This is a genomic window from Pseudoalteromonas sp. G5_S1_54_S4, assembly GCF_054968565.1.
In genome coordinates this window covers 1-17401 of record NZ_JBQKUL010000062.1, presented here as the reverse complement: position 1 = coordinate 17401, position 17401 = coordinate 1, and the positions used below count along the sequence as shown (strand labels likewise).

Sequence of the window (17401 nt, the reverse complement as noted above, 5' to 3'; positions counted from 1 at the left end):
TGACCGCTGACCGCTGACCGCTGACCGCTGACCGCTGACCGCTGACCGCTTTAGCTTTGTGGCGTTCCATAAATCTGCTCTGCTCGATTAAACAAAACCCATGAGGTTAAAATATACTTATCGTTTGATACTGGTTTATTGCCTCTATGTGTATGGGTAAAGTAGCCTGGGGCAACCACCATACTGCCTTTTTTAGGGGCTATTTTACGATTTTGATAATAAAACTCGGTTTCTCCGCCTTCCTCAACATCATTTAAATAAAACATAAATAACAACACCCGATGCAGTGCTTCATTATGCTGTAGCTGCGGATACACCTCACTGTGCCAATACGGATAACCGCCTTTATTTACCTCGTATTTTTGCGCTTGAATATTACCGAGTCTAAAAATTTGTTGCACCAATAATGGCAATTGCGGCTTGCCCACTTCGTCATAGTTGGCGTGAGTTAAATCAACCGGTTGTCCTGTTTTTGGGTGATATACCTTTAAACCAAATGCCCCAATCATCATAAAAATATGTTCTTCAATGTAGTTGAAAACATACTGTGCAGTGGTTTGTTGAATATGTTTTAATTGTTCTGCGTATTCAGGATGATTGTTTAAGTATAAGTCGTGGCTATCTTTTTTATTAAGATCAACACCGCCCGATGTCATCCCTTGTTTAATATGCGGGCTTTGAGAAAAGGTAGTGATAAAGTTATCGCAAAATTCATTACTGAGCGCGTTGTCATACACGCGGATAAAGTCCGTCATGAGTTACCTGTTTAATTATTATTGGATTATTATGTTTACTGAAAAAGTGATGCCGCGTTTTAGCGAAACGGATGCACTCGGACACATCAACAATACCGTACTCCCCGTATGGTTTGAAGCGGCCCGAGTACCTATTTTTAAATTTTTTACGCCAGATCTAAATCCACACAACTGGAAGTTAATCATTGCTAAAGTTGAAGTGTCGTTTGTTGGCGAACTATTTTATGCCCATGAGGTGACAATTAACACCAGCATAGAGCAGATTGGCAATAGTTCATTTGTGATCCGCCAAGAAGCATGGCAGCAAGATAAGTGCTGCGCCATTGGTAAAACGGTGATGGTACGTTATGACTTTGCTAGCAAAACAAAGCAACCACTTTCGACTGATGAAAAAGCCGCATTAACACAGCACCTTGTAGCAGTTAGTTAATCGCAGCTTAACTATGACAAGCAGGGTGTAAGGGCCTGTTGACCTTTCAAGGTTAAATTTACAGCAGTCTTTTTGGTATTTAGGCAAGGCAGAGCTTATGTAGTGTGGTTATTCCCCATAAATAGGCGATAACGTAGCATCAATGCCAAATAGGCGCTGCCCAAAGGGTTCTGCCTAGGGTCTATTGACTCTTTGTTGCTCGGTTTTTACTTAGCCCACTAGGTCACAAACCTCGCGCCGCGATTAAATAGCCCCTAGTTTGAATAAATTTTAATCCGCAAGATCAACAGGCCCTAGTCAAATATTGCCCCAAGGCAATGACTTGTTTTTCAGTAAAGCGCAGCCCAAGCTTTGTTCGTCGCCAAAGTATATCTGCGCTGGTTCTTGCCCATTCATGGTTTACTAAGTAATCAACTTCTTGCGCATACAGACCATGACCAAAGTGATAACCTAAATCGCCGATTGCTTGGCTGTTCCCCAGTAATTGATAACTAAGCGTGCCATAGCTGCGAACCATACGTTTTAAGGTGTCGATTGCCAGCCAAGGGTAGCTACTTTCTAACTGAGCGATAAGGTATGTTTGGTTACTAAAGTCGCCGCCTGGTAAAGGGGCATCTTTCGTCCATGAGCCACTCATTTGTGGGTAAAAAGGCGCTAACTTATTAACGGCGTTTTCTGCAAGCTTTCGATAGGTAGTAATTTTACCACCAAACACACTTAATAAAGCGGCATGATCGGTGTCGTTGTTTAATATCAGCTTGTAATCGCGGGTGACGGCTTGAGCATCTGTTGATTTGTCATCTAATAGTGGCCGCACCCCACTAAAGCTGTGCACAATATCGGCCGCGCTTATTGCGTTGTTAAAGTAATGGTTAGTGATACTGATGAGGTACTGTATTTCTTGCTCACTAATTTTTACATCAGCAATATCGCCGGTGTACTCTTCATCAGTGGTGCCAATCAGTGAATAGTCCTGTTCATAAGGAATGACAAATACAATGCGGTTATCCTCGTTTTGTAAAATATAGGCAGCTGGCCCATTGTGGAGTCGGGGCACTACAATATGACTGCCTTTCACAAGGCGAATAGTGTGCGGTGTGGGCTGGGTAAATACATCTTCAAATAATGACGCGACCCATGGGCCTGCGGCATTTACAACACTTTTTGCCTTTATATTTAGGTGCTGTTTGCTGGCTTGTTGCTCTAAAATCACATCCCAATAATCTGCGTTACGCGTTGCTTTAATGCAGCGGGTGCGTGTTGCAATGGTGGCGCCTAAATTATGCGCTGCTTGGGCGTTTAAAATCACTAAACGCGCGTCATCAACCCAGCCGTCTGCGTATTCAAAGCCATGGGTTATACTGTTGTTAAGTACACTATTGCAGTCAAATTTAATCGCTTTTGAGGCGGGTAAGGTGTCACGTTTTGCTAGGTGATCGTAAATAAATAACCCCACACGAATCATCCAAGAAGGACGTAAGTGTGCTTGGTGCGGTAGCCTAAAAGAAAGCGGCCACATAATATGCGGCGCTTTTTTTAATAGCACTTCACGTTCACGTAATGCCTCTCTTACCAATCTAAATTGATAATTCTCTAAATAGCGCAGCCCGCCATGAATAAGCTTACTGCTATTAGAGGAAGTGGCTGAGGCTAAATCGTTTTGCTCACACAATAATACTTTTAAACCGCGACCACTGGCATCGGCTGCAATGCCAGCGCCGTTAATACCGCCGCCAATAATGAGTAAGTCATATTCGTTGTCGTGTGCGCTCATAGATTTTACTCACTCTCGCCGTCAGTGCTATTAGAAAGTCTAACTTGTGCAATGCAATGTAGCCACTTTGCGTATAAATCGTTGCGCTCTTCACTGCTCATGGTTGGTTCAAAGCGACGATCGCTTTTCCACATGCTGGCAAGCTGCGCAGTTGATTCATACACCCCAGTTTGCAAACCGGCTAAGTAAGCAACCCCTAACGAAGTGGTTTCGGTTAGAGTGGGGCGCTCAACGCTTGCGCCTAAAATATTGGCTAAAAACGCCATTGCCCAATTATTGTTTGCCATGCCGCCATCAACTCTTAGAATACTAGGGCGGAGTCCGTCACCTTCCATAGCTTTTTGTAAATCTTTGGTTTGATAACCCACCGACTGCAAGGCAGCTGCAACAATAGTGCTAATGCCTGAGTCTCGGGTTAGGCCCAAAATTGCGCCTCGGGCATTTGCATCCCAATAGGGCGCACCTAAGCCTGTAAACGAGGGAACCAAGAATACCCCATGATCCAAGGGAACATCTTTGACGAGGGCTTCACTTTCTCCCGCGTTTTCTAATAACTTTAAGCCTTCTACTATCCACTGCATGGTGGCACCAGCCATAAAAATACTGCCTTCAATCGCATAGGTGGGTTTGCCGTTGAGCTGATACGCAAGAGTGGTTAATAAACGATTATTTGATTTTAGTGCTTTATCACCAGTGTTAAGCATTAAAAAGCAGCCCGTTCCGTAAGTACTTTTTGCCATTCCTTCTTCAAAACAAGCTTGACCAATTAAGGCGGCTTGTTGATCGCCTGCTATACCGCAAATTGGAATTTCACCACCAAATAGCTCGCTTGCAGTCACCCCAAAGTCAGCCGCTGAGTCCATTACCTCAGGTAGCATCGACGCTGGAATATTAAATAAAGCCAGTAACTCTTCATCCCAGCATTGCTGATGAATGTTAAACAGTAATGTACGAGAGGCATTGGTAGCATCGGTTTTGTGAGCTTTACCGTTAGTGAGTTGCCATAGCAAGTAGGTATCTATCGTACCAAATGCTAGTTCACCTGCGTGTGCTTGCTCTTTAGCGCCTTTGACGTTATCTAAAATCCAACGAATTTTGGTTGCAGAAAAGTAAGGATCGAGCACTAAACCGGTTTTATCATTCACCATTTGTGTATGCCCAGCATGACGTAAACTATCGCAATATTCACTGGTGCGTCGGTCTTGCCACACAATCGCATTGTAGATAGGTTGCCCGGTTTTTTTATTCCACACTAAGGTGGTTTCTCGTTGGTTAGCAATGCCAATGGCAATAATGTCGGCGGCAGTGACTTGTTGCTGCGATAATACGTTTTTAACGCTGCTTAATACGGTTTGCCAAATATCTACAGGGTCATGTTCAACCCAACCATTTTTCACAAAGTGTTGAGGGAAGGTTTGTTGAGCCGTGTCAAAAACCTCGGCATCTTTAGTGTATAAAATAGCTCGAGAGCTTGTCGTTCCTTGGTCAATCGAGAGTATGTATTTAGACATAAAAAATAGTGTTGTTTAATTTAGATAAAGACAGCTTGTCTTTAAGCTAAACGAATAGCAATGCTTTTGCACCATAATGGTTAAAATTATAGATGAGCGAAAGGTAGGAGAGGGAGGTGAAAACTCAATTCTGGCGCCTACAATTTAATAGGCGCCAAATAACAACAATTAATTAGCATCCGTTAATTGTTGATGTAGCCAATCTTTTAAAACCATTCTGTCGTGTTTTAACTGCTGCATGGCTTCGTCATCTATGGGTGAGTCTTGTAGCTCAAGTACTCGAATTTCTTTATCGATTTCATTGTATTGTTTTGCTTTGGTTGCAAAGTTTTCATCGTTTGCATTAAGTTTTGCAATAGTTTGCGTGTAATCAGGAAAATCTTTAGTTAATGAATGGTCTTCGCCTAACATAGGTTACTCCTTAAATGGCTGTTGCATAATGCACGTCACGTTATATAAAAATGATCAGTGACTTGGGGTGTCCCCATACAACAGAGCTTGGGCTGATCTAAAATAAATCAACCGTTATTGGTTGTTCGTGTGTCTATTTATGTTTGCTGGGCTGCAAAACACTGACACCTGCAAAGGCTTCAGTTAGAATATGCCTGCGACAGGCCCTAATTACTTTGAGTACTTTATTACATGCTTTTAATGATCGATAACTACGACTCGTTCACCTATAACTTGGTACAGTATTTTCAGCGCTTAGATCAAGACGTGTTGGTAAAACGTAACGACCAAATAACGCTGAGTGAGATCAAACAGTTAAACCCAGATCATATTGTGATTTCTCCAGGGCCTAAAAACCCGACTGAAGCGGGAGTGTCGTTATCTGTGGTAGAGCAGTTTAAAGGAGTTTATCCTATATTAGGTATTTGTTTGGGGCACCAAACCATTGCTCAAGTGCTAGGTGGTAAAGTAGTGCGAGCTAAACAGGTTATGCATGGAAAAACATCGCCTATTTATCATCAGCACCAAGGCATGTTTAAAGGCCTACCTAATCCACTTACGGTGTGCCGCTACCATTCATTAATTGTTGAAGCGCACTCATTGCCAAAGGAGTTAGAAGTAACAGCATGGACTCAAAGCATCGCTGGGCAGCGTGATGAAATTATGGGATTATTACATAACGAGCTCGCACTTGAAGGTGTGCAATTTCACCCTGAAGCGATTTTGACCGAGCAGGGCTTAGCTTTACTTGATAACTTTTTAACGCGCTTCTAGGCTTATACCTGCAAGCTATTTACTTTTTGCCCTAAGATAGAGCTTATGACCGACATATTGCAGCAACAGCGTATTGTTAATGTGCTAAACCAACGAGCGCATGATTTGCTACTGGGTCATAGTTTTGCCAATCAGCAAATTGGCTTTATTCATACCTTAGATCTTAATGACGGCAAACCCGTTAAAAAACGCACCTTATTAGAAGTAGAAGTAGCTGCGCAGCAAAAGCGCCAACAAAAAAGTTCTTCACATCAAAAGTTACAGGCTAAAACCAGTCAAAAACTCCATACCGTTATTGAAAGCGTGATTGCTAAACGTCTTGAAGACATCGATTTTGTGATTAAAGACACCATTGGCATAGAAGATAACGTGTGCGCCATACTCGATATACTGGCTACTCGCGCCGCCTCGGTTGGCCGTTTAGAGCCGCTAATTAACGATTTAAGTTGGTTGGGGCGAGAGCTGGTTACCTTAGTTAATTTACCCTTTTATCGTAAGCAGCGCAGTAAAACCACCTCAGTAAAAGTAGACTCGCCTGCATTAGCATTACGTTATTTGGGCTTAGACAACCTGCAACTGGTAGTGCCTACTTTTGCAGTGCGTCATTGGATGCCACATAGCACAGAACCATTCACGTTATTAAAACGCAGGTTAAAAGACAACACCATGTCGTGTGCCATTGCAGCGCAAACGCTTGCCCAGCTTAACGGGGTAAACCCCATGCATGCGTTTACATTGGGCATGTTACTGAATGTAGGGCAAATTGCTTTAGTGTGCTTATACCTAAAAGTGTTTGATCAGGTATGGCAGCGCAAAGTACTGCGTGCTCGTGAAGAAGGTGATAAAAACCTACACACCGCGTTATTAGAGCTAAAACCAGATCCGTTATTTTTAACAACACTGCTACACGAAAAATCACTGCTTGTCAGCGCCAAGGTCATTGAAACCATGTCGTTCAAATATTTGCCCTTTAACAGTGTTATGCAGCAGTTAGTGAATGGGGTTGAAAAGGGCGATAGTTTATTGCCATTATCGCAAGTGATTTTAAAGGCTCGCTGTTATTCTCAATATTTAAATTTAAAAGAGCACCAGCTGATTGAAGACGATGAATTACAAAGCTGGTTTAGCTATTATCAGTTCACTAAAAAAGAGTTAGATACCCTAAAAACAGGTAATTTTACTAATTTGGCACTTCAAATTGATTAAATCTGTTAATTTTTTTGCGACTATTCATTCACTTTAATTCTACTTATTCATGTGCAGTTGATTTAAAAGCGCCATGCTTTTTTCGTTGTAGAGGCGCTCACTAAGGTAAATGCACATCATAATTAGCTCTCAAATAGTTATTCACTATCTATGAAATAATATCTTAAGCCCTTTATTTTAAAGGGGTACATGAAAGTTTTTGAAGAGACATCCCCCTAAATTTCTGAAATAATGAGCGCCTGAAAATTGAACCACAACGTAGTTTCAGGCAAATATACAGCTATTAATTTTTGCCGGCACATTTGGTTATTAACAATAATCACACCCCTATTCTACTGCTTTGTGATGCACACAATTAAGAGGAAATAAAATGACAGTCAATCGCGAATTATTTGATCACGTAATGGTTCCTAACTACGCACCTTCAAGCGTAATTCCTGTTCGAGGCGAAGGCTCTCGTGTATGGGATCAACAAGGACGAGAGTTTATCGACTTTGCTGGTGGTATTGCCGTTAACTGTCTTGGCCATTGCCATCCTGCATTAGTGGGCGCATTAAAAGAGCAAGGCGAAAAAATTTGGCATTTATCAAATGTAATGACCAATGAGCCGGCACTTCGCCTAGCTAAAAAAATGGTTGATGCGACATTTGCTGAAAAAGTTTACTTTGCAAACTCAGGCGCAGAAGCAAACGAAGCGGCACTTAAATTGGCGCGTCGTTTTGCGCTTGATAAATTTGGCGCAGAAAAATCGCAAATCATCGCCTTTAATAAAGGTTTCCATGGCCGTACATTCTTCACCGTTACTGTAGGCGGTCAAGCAGCCTATTCAGATGGTTTTGGTCCTAAGCCAGGCGACATTGTTCATTGTGATTACAATGACCTTGCCGCATTTGAAGCACTGATCAGCGATAACACCTGTGCGGTAATGATGGAGCCAATTCAAGGTGAAGGCGGTATTATTTCGCCAACTGACGAATTTGCACAGGGCGTTCGCGATTTATGTACTAAACACAACGCACTGCTTATTTTTGATGAAGTACAATCAGGTGTTGGCCGTACAGGTGAGCTATACGCATACCAAGGCTTAAACGTAGTGCCTGATATTTTAACCTCAGCAAAAGCTCTCGGTGGCGGTTTCCCAATTGGCGCTATGCTAACAACCACTGAGATTGCACAGCATCTTAAAGTGGGTACACATGGCTCTACTTACGGTGGTAACCCATTAGCGTGTGCAGTTGCAGAAGCCGCATTTGATACTGTAAATAACCCAGAAGTTTTAGCAGGCGTTAAAGCAAAGTCGGCGTTATTTACTGAGCTATTAAATGCCATTAACGACAAGTACAACGTATTTAGTGAAATTCGTGGTCAAGGTTTATTAATTGGTGCTGTGGTAAACGAGCAATACAAAGGCCGTGCAAAAGAGTTTTTAGTTGCCGGTACTGAGCATGGCTTAATGTCATTGGTTGCTGGTGCTGATGTGGTTCGTTTCACACCTTCTTTAGTAATACCAGAAGCGGATATTCGCGAAGGTATGGCACGCTTTGAAAAAGCAGTAGCCCACGTTGTAAATGCGTAATTGCTAATTCAACTTCTTTAGGGGCAAACGTAGTTTGCCTTGCAGTTCCTATTTACCGTTATATATAAGGGAGTAAGCGGATTCATGATGATCCTTCGCCCAATCCAAAAAAGTGATTATGCAGCTTTAGTAACCATCGCCGACGAGTCGGGACATGGCTTTACTTCTTTGCCTAATAATGAAGAGTTATTACAAAAGAAGATAGCGCATTCAGTTAACTCATTTACAAAAACGACATCACAACCAGGTGATGAGGGTTACTTATTTGTTCTTGAAGATACTGAAACTGGTGAAGTAGTCGGTACTTCAGGTATTGAAGCCGCAGTTGGCTTAGATGACGCATTTTATCATTATCATTTGAGTAAAGTGATTCACTCTTCGCGCACGCTAGATGTGTATAAAGCGGTAGATATTCTCACTCTTTGTAATGACTACACTGGGGCGACAGAGCTGTGCACACTGTTTTTAAAAAACGGCTATCGTAAAAATTGTAACGGTAAGCTGCTTTCAAAAGCACGTTTTATGTTTATAAAACAGCATCAACAACGCTTTGCACAAACCGTTATTGCAGAAATGCGCGGTGTATCTGACGAAAACGGTAGTAGCCCATTTTGGCAGTGGCTTGAAGAGCACTTTTTCTCTATGGACTTCCCAACGGCAGATTATCTGACGGGAATAGGGCAAAAAGTATTTATTGCTGAGCTTATGCCTAAATACCCAATTTACGTCAACTTATTGAGTAAAGACGCGCAAGCGGTTATAGGTCAAGTGCATGACAATACGCGCCCTGCAATTCAACTATTAAAAAGTGAAGGTTTTACTTTTAATGGTTACGTTGACATTTTTGATGCAGGTCCAACCGTTGAAGCAAAAGTAGATAACATTGCGACAATTCGCAATGCACAAAACTTTAGCGTTGAAATTGGCGAAATGACAGGCGATACCATGGTGTTGTTAGCCAATGACAAGCTTGAAGACTTTAGAGCAACAGTAGCGCCAATGGCATTTGATTCGCGATCAAACAGCCTAGTGCTTACGCAAGAACTTGCTGATGCATTACATTTGAAATCGGGCGATTTTGTTGCGGCTACCCCAGTTTAATTTAGGAGAAAGTATATGACTCATCCTGCACAATTTATTAATGGTCAATGGTCACCAGGCCAAGGCACCGAATTTAACTCAGTTAACCCTGCAAATAACGATGTTATTTGGCAGGCATCAGCTGCAAGCGCTGAGCAAGTAGATAGCGCCGTAGCCTCTGCGCGTGAAGCATTTTATAGCTGGGCTGATAAAAGCTTTGCGCAGCGCTTAGAAATTGTAAAAACCTTTGCTGCAACGTTAAAAGAGCATAGCGAAGAGTTGGCTGTGGCAATAGCTCAAGAAACAGGTAAGCCACTTTGGGAAACGCGTACTGAAGCGGGTGCCATGGTCGGAAAAATTGCCATTGCTGAAAAAGCATTTTTAGAGCGTACCGGCGACGTTGAAAACGCGATGCCGCAAGGCCGTGCGATGATCCGCCATAAGCCACACGGTGTTGTTGCTGTATTTGGTCCTTATAACTTCCCTGGGCATTTACCAAATGGCCACATTGTACCTGCACTTTTAGCTGGTAATACCGTGGTATTTAAACCCTCTGAACTAACACCTATGGTGGCTGAGCTAACCCTTAAACTATGGGAAAAAGCCGGTTTACCAGCAGGGGTTATTAACCTTGTACAAGGTGAAGTTGAAACAGGTAAAGCACTGGCGTCACACAAAGGCATTGATGGTTTATTCTTTACAGGTTCTTCTCGTACGGGTCATATTTTACATGAGCAGTTCGCAGGTCAACCAGGTAAGATTTTAGCGCTTGAAATGGGTGGTAATAATCCGCTAATCGTTAAAGATGCAGAAGATACGCTTGCTGTTGTGCACGATATTGTGCAATCTGCGTTTATCTCAAGCGGCCAACGCTGTACGTGTGCGCGTAAATTGTTTTTACCAACAGGTGCTAAAGGCGATGAAATTTTAGCACGCCTAATTACAGCCACTAAAGCAATCAAAGTTGGTAATTATGACGATGCTGACCAACCATTTATGGGCTCTATGATTTCAACGGCCGCTGCCGCTGGAATGGTTAAAGCACAAGATGAGTTAAAGGCCATGGGTGGCGAAGTGCTGGTTGAACTTGAGCACACAGCAAACACTGGGTTTGTTACACCTGGTATTATTGAGTGTACAAATATCAATGATTTCCCAGATGAAGAGCATTTTGGTCCGCTTCTAAAAGTATTCCGTTTTGATGACTTTGACCAAGCAATTGATAAAGCAAACGACACGAGCTTTGGTTTATCAGCAGGCCTACTAAGTGATAACCAAGCCGATTACGATCATTTCTTACGTCGTATCCGTGCGGGGATTGTTAACTGGAACCGTCCTATTACCGGTGCATCAAGTGCAGCGCCGTTTGGCGGTATTGGTGCCTCAGGTAACCACAGAGCAAGCGCTTATTATGCCGCTGACTACTGTGCATACCCTGTTGCGTCTGTGGAACTTGAAAAAGTAACCATGCCAGCAACACTAAGCCCAGGTTTAAAAATCGATTAACTGATTTTTAAACTAGTAATAAATCACTAAAAAAGCAGTTTCGGCTGCTTTTTTTGTACTGCAATCTCACAAAGCTAGCAATTATCAGTGCTTTCTGCTTAAATTAAACAACCAGTATTTTTGAGGTAAGTAGACAATGGTTTTAAACAGGCAAGGGTACGATGACTTAATAATGTACCTAACTCAGAACTTAGCGTTGTTTGAAAAACCAGGTGAAATAAAGCCAGGTGCACCAACGGTTATTGAGTTAATTGAAGATGTAATTGCCGAAAATGTCATACGCATTTGTCAACAACACCCCGATCTATCTACAGAGCAGCGTAGTCAAATTGTACGCGAAGTTGATGGCATTGTTTACGACTTACAAGAAGTACTCAGCAGTGTGACTTCTCACACCGTCACAGTCGAACAGCATGCTTTTATTGATGAGTTTGCAGGGCTAGTCAAAAACTTATTTGATAACGCTATTAGTTAATATTTCCCCCTTTAAAACCACGCTTTATTCGCTATTTAATTTTAAATGCGCGCGAGTGTCTGCGTGTAATGAATATAAATTATTGAGATAAAACAATGCAAGCAAATGTAAAATGGGTTGAAGGTAATACTTACATCGGTCGCTCTAACAGCAATCATAATGTCGTGTTTGATGCGGGCAGTGACGGAGCAGCACCTAGCCCAATGGAAATGGTATTGATGTCGGTTGGTGGTTGTTCATCGGTTGATGTGGTGAGTATTTTAAAAAAAACTAAGCAAGAGTTCTCATCAGTAGATGTGCAGTTAACCGCTGAACGAGCAGAAACAGCCCCGCGCGTGTTCACCAAAATTAATTTACACTTTGTTGTAACCGGTAATAATGTGTCTGAAAAGCACCTAGAAAGAGCGGTTTCGCTTTCGGCAGAAAAGTATTGTTCAGTTGCATTAATGCTTGATAAAACAGTAGAAATTACCCACAGCCATGAAGTTGTTCAAGATCAGGGAAAATAACGCTTTTTCCGTGAGTAAAATTCGTATAAAATCCGCGAACTTTTCATTCTGCAGGTGCAGATTTCACTAATTTATAGGTTGGTTTATATGAACAAACCCTTCGATAAACTTAAACTTCATGGCTTTAATAATTTAACTAAAAGCCTAAGCTTTAGTATTTACGATATTTGCTATGCAAAAACAGAGCAACAACGTAAAGAATATATAGAATATATCGATGAGCAGTATAGTGCAGATAGACTAACCGACATTTTAGGTGATGTGGTTGATATTATTGGTGCCAATATTTTAAATATTGCACGTCAAGATTACGAGCCACAAGGTGCCAGCGTAACTATTTTGGTTTCAGAAGAGCCGGTCGAAGAGCAGCAAAATTATGATGCTGACGAAGCACCAGGGCCGTTACCTGACTCAGTGGTTGCACACCTTGATAAAAGCCACATTTGTGTTCACACGTACCCTGAAGCACACCCTGATGATGGTATTTGTACTTTCCGTGCTGATATTGAAGTATCAACCTGTGGCATTATTTCGCCACTTAAAGCGTTAAACTTCTTAATCCATAGCCTTGAGTCAGATGTGGTTACAATTGACTACCGTGTACGTGGCTTTACCCGCGATATTAACGGCGTTAAACATTACATTGATCATGCAATTAACTCGATTCAAAACTTCATGACAGAAGATACTAAAGAAGCGTACCAAATGATGGACGTGAACGTGTATCAAGAAAATCTGTTCCATACCAAAATGATGTTAAAAGAAACCGACTTAAATACGTATTTATTTGGTTTATCTACTGATGATTTGTCAGATGACGAAGAAGAAGAGATTCGCTCAAAACTAACACGTGAAATGCAAGAAATATTCTATGGTCGTAATCTGCCAGATACAGAATAATAGCAACGCATTAAATAAAAAATGGCGCTCACTGAGCGCCATTTTTATATGTCTGGAAAAAGCCCAGCAAAATGCGCTAGGCTTGTTTACTCAATACGGCTTAGCTAAGCATGCTGTACAGTAACGCACACACGGCTAACGAACCGACCGCCAGTACAAATAAGGTACTTAAACGGTTACGGTATTTTTGTAAGCTAGGTACTTTGTAAACCGCAATCATTGGCATAATGAATAAAATCATCGCAATGATTGGGCCCGATAACTGATCCATCATATCTAGTATGCTTGGGTTTTTAACCGCGCAGAACCAAATAGCGAAAAACATCAGTACCGCACCCACTTTGTCAGCCACTTTAGGGCTCATGCTTGAGTGTTTAGTCACTAACCCAGTAAAGCTTTCGCGCGCCCCTAAAAAGTGACCTAAAAACGACGACATAATAGCAATAAAGGCAACCAAAGGTCCCAGCGTTGCAATGAATGAGTTTTCTGTAATATTAGCTAAGTAAGACAAAACAGAAACGTTTGCCGCTTTAGCTTCTGCCATTTGTTCACCGGTAAGTGATAGCACACATGAGAACACAAATAACAAAACAAAGGTGATCAGTAATAAGCTGGTACGTTTTAGAATCGCTTCTGACTTAGACGTTGCTAGTTCACCGTAGTGGCTGCGTTGTTTATTAACAAAGCTTGAAATAGCCGCTGCATGGCTAAACGAAAATACAATAATAGGAATTGATAACCAAAGTGTTTTACTAAAGCTGCCTAGCTCAGGCAAGCTTGTATCCGGCATTTGCCAGCTTGGGATTAAATAAAGCGATAAAAAGAATAATATACCCACTAACGGATACACTAAAATAGCAAAGGCGCGCAGCATTAAGCGCTCACCGCCCATCATTAAGCCAATCATCAGCGCAACTAAAATACCCGATAAGGCAACGCGTGACGGCGACTCCATCCCCAGTTGATTGACCATAAAGCTGTCTACTGTATTGGTTAAACCCACACCGTAAATAAGCAAAATAGGAAAAATTGATAAAAAGTATAACAAGGAGATCAGTCGACCCGCATTTACGCCAAAGTGCTCCTCTACCACATCGGTGAAATCAGCCTCTTTATTTTTTGACGATAATACAAAACGCGCCAAGCCACGGTGGGCTAAAAAGGTCATCGGGAAGGCTAAACACGCCATAATAATCAGTGGCCAAAAACCACCAATACCAATGTTAATCGGTAAAAATAAAATACCTGCACCTACTGCGGTGCCAAAAAGGCTAAGTGTCCACTGCGTATCATGCAGGTTCCATTTTGATTTAGACGTGTGTGCGTCTTGTGTTGGTGCATTTGAAAGCGTTGCACCTTGAGATGTTGTCATGTGTGTGTATCCATTATTTATCATAATAATTGCGCCGAAGAATATAGTTTTTAGGCACTCATTTCATGTGTTTTTATGTCTTGGATATAAATTTGTTGTAGCGTATTAGTTACTGACTGTCACGAATATGAAACAGTGTTTAAAAGCTGCGCAATTAGTGCAGGAATATGCCGCGAAATGCGTGAATAATCAGCATGATTGGTGTGAAAGGTGGGACATACTCATAAATGCTTTTTACTCGTTTCAGCACCGTGTTTATTATTTCCTCCTATAGAGTGTTGGCTTTTGGGTGTTTACTGTACACTAATGAGGTTACTTTATTGATAAGGATATTAAATTGTCGCAGTCTCTTCTTATTCCATTTCAGCGCTGGCTATCTCTTTTATTGTGTGCAATAACGGCTACCACTCTCGTTATATTTTTAAGCAAAGTCGCTTTTGTACAAACAGCCTACACCAATTTGAGTAGTATTTTATATACCAACCCTGTACTGCATTATAGTTTTGCATTTTTAGCCGGTATTGGCATAAAGCTACTGCTGGATAAGTTTTACATTTCTCACGCAAAACGAAGTATTGGTTTCAATTGGCGATATCCGCCCGTGACAATGAGTGTATTGTTTGGATTATTTTTCATTGTTGTTTATGTGTATGTAACTAACAATAAAATAGAAGAACAACTGACAGCTTATGCATTTGTAAGTTTCAAGTTTCTGTCACTGAGTTTTTTAGCTATTGCAGCGACTATTATTTATCAAACAAAGTTGTATGCGGAAAAGCCAGTATTTTCAGCTGTACTGTGCGCGATATCAGCATTTTATTTATTTTCAGCCATAAACTTAGTTGAGATAGCACATGCATTTTGGGTATTTTTCTTTATAGCAGTGGCTTACTTAGGCATGTCTATTTATTTGTTATCAGAGCAGCTAAGAGCATCCAGCAAAGAATTGATAGTTGAATCAAAACAAGAAGCTGAATTAAAGCTTGAGAGCTTAAAAGACTTTCGAGAATGGTTTCAAGACGATTCAACAATTAAAAACACAGAGCAATTAGAACCTGATTTACAGGTTTATGTAAAGCGCATTACCGAGAGGCTGCGCAATGGTGGTGATAAATATGAAGAATATATGGCGCAGCATATTGCCCTGTGTGGTCCATTTGGATGTGGTAAAAGTAGCATTGTCGCAGCAATAGCAAATGAGCTCAAAAAATCTAAAAAGGTAGAAGCTGAATTATCAAATGAAGAAAAGCTAAAGGTAGAACGACAAAACAAGATTAATTGGGTACGCAGCGATATATCAACGTGGGGTGCAGCCAGTGGCAGTGTCGCGCATGTAGTACTCAGCCATATTATTGATGATATCAGCCAGCACTTAGATATGTGTGCCTTTCGTGCGTTACCAAAACATTATACCGAAGCCTTAAAATCAGGCGGCAGCGTATTTCAATTTGCTTCCACACTACTCGCAGGCCCCATTGATATTGAAGAGAGCTTCAAAAAGCTTAACGGAGTACTTGAAACAACCAACCACAAATTACTGATCACTTTACAAGACGTTGATCGCGGAACAGGCGATGAAAACGAAAAACGCCTAAATGATATAGCTGCACTGTTGGATAGATTAAAAGATAGAAAGTTAAGTAACATCAACTTTATCGTCGCAATGGGTAATGAAAATGATATTGCCGCAGAAGTGATCTCAAAAGCAGCGGATTATAGAGAGGATATTCATAAGCAGAATGTTGTAGCGGTATTACGAAAGTTCACTGAATTAAGCATTAATCATGCGATAGAGGAAGGCTACTTTGTTATTTATGAGGGGGAAATTTTAACCGCTGATAAATTAATGCGCATTTTGCGTGGGGGAAGTGATTGGCACTTCTTAAAGCAAAAATTAATTGAAGTGGAAAACCAAATCTCTTCAATTCGACAACTTAAAAAGATTCTTCGCAGAGTTAATCAGATTTGGCAAGAAGATAGATTAATGGGAGAAATTAATTTTATTAACTTGTTGATGGTTATTACTTTACGAGAAGTTAATCTCAAATCATTTGAGTTATACAAAAAGTTAGAACCATATAATATTAAAAATCTGAGATCACAACATGAGTATGATTTAAAACCTTTTATTTTAGAGTGTTCAAGTGTAGAAAAAGAAGATAAGTCTCTAACTAGCTTTTATATTGAAATGCTTGATATAACAGCTGATAGAGTTCTTGATCCAGCGAAAGTTCATGTACTAGATAATCCTGATGCTAAGTGGCAGCAAGATAAAAGTTTAAAAAATCAAGGTGTTGGATTTAATAATGGTTACACGGATTATTTAGTAAGAGTTTTAGCTGAGCGCATACCGCAAGAGCAGGTATCAGATCAAAATGCCATTGCAAATGTAATAGAACTTTATGAATTAAAGCCAAATGATACAAAAGGCATGCTTTTATTTATATACCGTTATCTTGGCTTTAGCGATAAAGAAGTTATAAATTTTGAACGGTTCTTTGGTGTAGTCGATGATAAGTTTAGTGCTATAGAAAGTATCGGTAAAATTATTATGAAACGGTCTCCTTTCGCTGATTATCGCGTTAATGGTGGTGTAGAGGAGGTACTTAAAAAATTGCTGGCAGAAAGTTTAACAATACATAATTTACATTATTTATTTAGTAGCCTTTTGGATAAAGGGTTATTAGGTGCTAATAATGAAAGCTCGAAGCAAGTTGAGTTTCTATATGATTTTTTAGCTTTTCTCGGAGTTAAATCAGAAGAAGCGTACGGTTTTAATCCCCAGTCGTTGCAAGATGCTGTTAGAGCTTTGGCTATTCCATCAAATAAATTGGCCTATTGTCTTTTTTATTTATTGTTGTTGTCACATAAAAAGTTAATGCCTAAGAAGCTTACACATGATGAACTTCTAGAAAGGTTAAATAAAATTAAGTTTGGGAGTCAGACACTTGAAAAAATCTTAATGCAGCCGTTAGATAAACTGCCAACTCTTGATACTAGCAACATGACAGAGTTTAAAAATGCGAGCAATTTAAACCTAGAAACCAAACAGCTTTCAGGGCGAGATTTTGAGTTGGTTGATA

General features: G+C 40.8%; 15 protein-coding genes. 10 read left to right on the top strand and 5 right to left on the bottom strand.

Annotated elements, in window-relative coordinates; all coding sequences use genetic code 11:
* Nucleotides 1-50 precede the first annotated feature (50 nt).
* The gene (locus ACTRWE_RS17315; protein ID WP_024602232.1) at nucleotides 51-755 is read right to left on the bottom strand and encodes a 2OG-Fe(II) oxygenase; all 705 of its coding nucleotides are present in this window, start codon (nucleotides 753-755) and stop codon (nucleotides 51-53) included.
* Between the two features lie 31 nt (nucleotides 756-786).
* Here ACTRWE_RS17315 and ACTRWE_RS17310 point away from each other — a divergent pair, with 31 nt between their 5' ends.
* The gene (locus ACTRWE_RS17310; RefSeq protein WP_076922688.1) at nucleotides 787-1185 is read left to right on the top strand and encodes an acyl-CoA thioesterase; all 399 of its coding nucleotides are present in this window, start codon (nucleotides 787-789) and stop codon (nucleotides 1183-1185) included.
* 283 nt (nucleotides 1186-1468) lie between these two features.
* Here ACTRWE_RS17310 and glpD read toward each other — a convergent pair whose 3' ends face one another.
* From glpD to ACTRWE_RS17295, 3 genes are all read right to left on the bottom strand, one after another.
* Complete coding sequence (gene glpD, locus ACTRWE_RS17305) at nucleotides 1469-2959, bottom strand: glycerol-3-phosphate dehydrogenase (protein WP_462880394.1); 1491 nt, start codon at nucleotides 2957-2959, stop codon at nucleotides 1469-1471.
* A gap of 5 nt (nucleotides 2960-2964) precedes the next feature.
* Nucleotides 2965-4470, bottom strand: a complete 1506-nt coding sequence (gene glpK / locus ACTRWE_RS17300) for a glycerol kinase GlpK (protein WP_462880393.1) — start codon at nucleotides 4468-4470, stop codon at nucleotides 2965-2967.
* Nucleotides 4471-4638: 168 nt separating this feature from the next.
* Nucleotides 4639-4881: a YdcH family protein gene (locus tag ACTRWE_RS17295; RefSeq protein WP_013463823.1), complete on the bottom strand. Its 243-nt coding sequence runs from the start codon at nucleotides 4879-4881 to the stop codon at nucleotides 4639-4641.
* A gap of 231 nt (nucleotides 4882-5112) precedes the next feature.
* On the opposite strand from ACTRWE_RS17295, the gene ACTRWE_RS17290 reads away from it, so the two are divergent.
* From ACTRWE_RS17290 to speD, 8 genes are all read left to right on the top strand, one after another.
* Nucleotides 5113-5694 carry an anthranilate synthase component II gene (locus ACTRWE_RS17290; RefSeq protein WP_013463824.1) on the top strand — a complete coding sequence of 194 codons (582 nt, stop codon included), beginning with the start codon at nucleotides 5113-5115 and terminating at the stop codon, nucleotides 5692-5694.
* A gap of 45 nt (nucleotides 5695-5739) precedes the next feature.
* Nucleotides 5740-6900 carry an HDOD domain-containing protein gene (locus ACTRWE_RS17285; RefSeq protein ID WP_462880392.1) on the top strand — a complete coding sequence of 387 codons (1161 nt, stop codon included), beginning with the start codon at nucleotides 5740-5742 and terminating at the stop codon, nucleotides 6898-6900.
* Nucleotides 6901-7270: 370 nt separating this feature from the next.
* Nucleotides 7271-8476, top strand: a complete 1206-nt coding sequence (locus ACTRWE_RS17280; RefSeq protein WP_013463826.1) for an aspartate aminotransferase family protein — start codon at nucleotides 7271-7273, stop codon at nucleotides 8474-8476.
* 84 nt (nucleotides 8477-8560) lie between these two features.
* Nucleotides 8561-9577: an arginine N-succinyltransferase gene (gene astA, locus ACTRWE_RS17275; RefSeq protein WP_138686482.1), complete on the top strand. Its 1017-nt coding sequence runs from the start codon at nucleotides 8561-8563 to the stop codon at nucleotides 9575-9577.
* A gap of 15 nt (nucleotides 9578-9592) precedes the next feature.
* Complete coding sequence (gene astD, locus ACTRWE_RS17270; protein WP_024602227.1) at nucleotides 9593-11062, top strand: succinylglutamate-semialdehyde dehydrogenase; 1470 nt, start codon at nucleotides 9593-9595, stop codon at nucleotides 11060-11062.
* Between the two features lie 136 nt (nucleotides 11063-11198).
* Nucleotides 11199-11537, top strand: a complete 339-nt coding sequence (locus ACTRWE_RS17265) for a DUF3802 family protein (RefSeq protein ID WP_013463829.1) — start codon at nucleotides 11199-11201, stop codon at nucleotides 11535-11537.
* A 95-nt stretch (nucleotides 11538-11632) separates the two neighbouring features.
* Nucleotides 11633-12046, top strand: coding sequence for an OsmC family protein (locus ACTRWE_RS17260; RefSeq protein WP_013463830.1), 414 nt, complete (start codon nucleotides 11633-11635; stop codon nucleotides 12044-12046).
* A gap of 87 nt (nucleotides 12047-12133) precedes the next feature.
* Nucleotides 12134-12946 carry an adenosylmethionine decarboxylase gene (speD, locus tag ACTRWE_RS17255; RefSeq protein WP_013463831.1) on the top strand — a complete coding sequence of 271 codons (813 nt, stop codon included), beginning with the start codon at nucleotides 12134-12136 and terminating at the stop codon, nucleotides 12944-12946.
* Between the two features lie 100 nt (nucleotides 12947-13046).
* Here the strand turns inward: speD and ACTRWE_RS17250 are convergent, their stop codons facing one another.
* Nucleotides 13047-14318 carry an aromatic amino acid transport family protein gene (locus ACTRWE_RS17250; protein WP_058154035.1) on the bottom strand — a complete coding sequence of 424 codons (1272 nt, stop codon included), beginning with the start codon at nucleotides 14316-14318 and terminating at the stop codon, nucleotides 13047-13049.
* A gap of 337 nt (nucleotides 14319-14655) precedes the next feature.
* On the opposite strand from ACTRWE_RS17250, the gene ACTRWE_RS17245 reads away from it, so the two are divergent.
* Nucleotides 14656-17401 (top strand): AAA family ATPase (locus ACTRWE_RS17245; RefSeq protein WP_462880391.1); only part of this gene is annotated, 2746 nt, incomplete at its 3' end.

What these genes read in the sequence shown, in the direction of transcription:
- ACTRWE_RS17315 (WP_024602232.1), bottom strand. Translation starts at nt 755, where the DNA reads ATGACGGACTTTATCCGCGTGTATGACAACGCGCTCAGTAATGAATTT.
- ACTRWE_RS17310 (WP_076922688.1), top strand. Translation starts at nt 787, where the DNA reads ATGTTTACTGAAAAAGTGATGCCGCGTTTTAGCGAAACGGATGCACTC.
- glpD (WP_462880394.1), bottom strand. Translation starts at nt 2,959, where the DNA reads ATGAGCGCACACGACAACGAATATGACTTACTCATTATTGGCGGCGGT.
- glpK (WP_462880393.1), bottom strand. Translation starts at nt 4,470, where the DNA reads ATGTCTAAATACATACTCTCGATTGACCAAGGAACGACAAGCTCTCGA.
- ACTRWE_RS17295 (WP_013463823.1), bottom strand. Translation starts at nt 4,881, where the DNA reads ATGTTAGGCGAAGACCATTCATTAACTAAAGATTTTCCTGATTACACG.
- ACTRWE_RS17290 (WP_013463824.1), top strand. Translation starts at nt 5,113, where the DNA reads ATGCTTTTAATGATCGATAACTACGACTCGTTCACCTATAACTTGGTA.
- ACTRWE_RS17285 (WP_462880392.1), top strand. Translation starts at nt 5,740, where the DNA reads ATGACCGACATATTGCAGCAACAGCGTATTGTTAATGTGCTAAACCAA.
- ACTRWE_RS17280 (WP_013463826.1), top strand. Translation starts at nt 7,271, where the DNA reads ATGACAGTCAATCGCGAATTATTTGATCACGTAATGGTTCCTAACTAC.
- astA (WP_138686482.1), top strand. Translation starts at nt 8,561, where the DNA reads ATGATGATCCTTCGCCCAATCCAAAAAAGTGATTATGCAGCTTTAGTA.
- astD (WP_024602227.1), top strand. Translation starts at nt 9,593, where the DNA reads ATGACTCATCCTGCACAATTTATTAATGGTCAATGGTCACCAGGCCAA.
- ACTRWE_RS17265 (WP_013463829.1), top strand. Translation starts at nt 11,199, where the DNA reads ATGGTTTTAAACAGGCAAGGGTACGATGACTTAATAATGTACCTAACT.
- ACTRWE_RS17260 (WP_013463830.1), top strand. Translation starts at nt 11,633, where the DNA reads ATGCAAGCAAATGTAAAATGGGTTGAAGGTAATACTTACATCGGTCGC.
- speD (WP_013463831.1), top strand. Translation starts at nt 12,134, where the DNA reads ATGAACAAACCCTTCGATAAACTTAAACTTCATGGCTTTAATAATTTA.
- ACTRWE_RS17250 (WP_058154035.1), bottom strand. Translation starts at nt 14,318, where the DNA reads ATGACAACATCTCAAGGTGCAACGCTTTCAAATGCACCAACACAAGAC.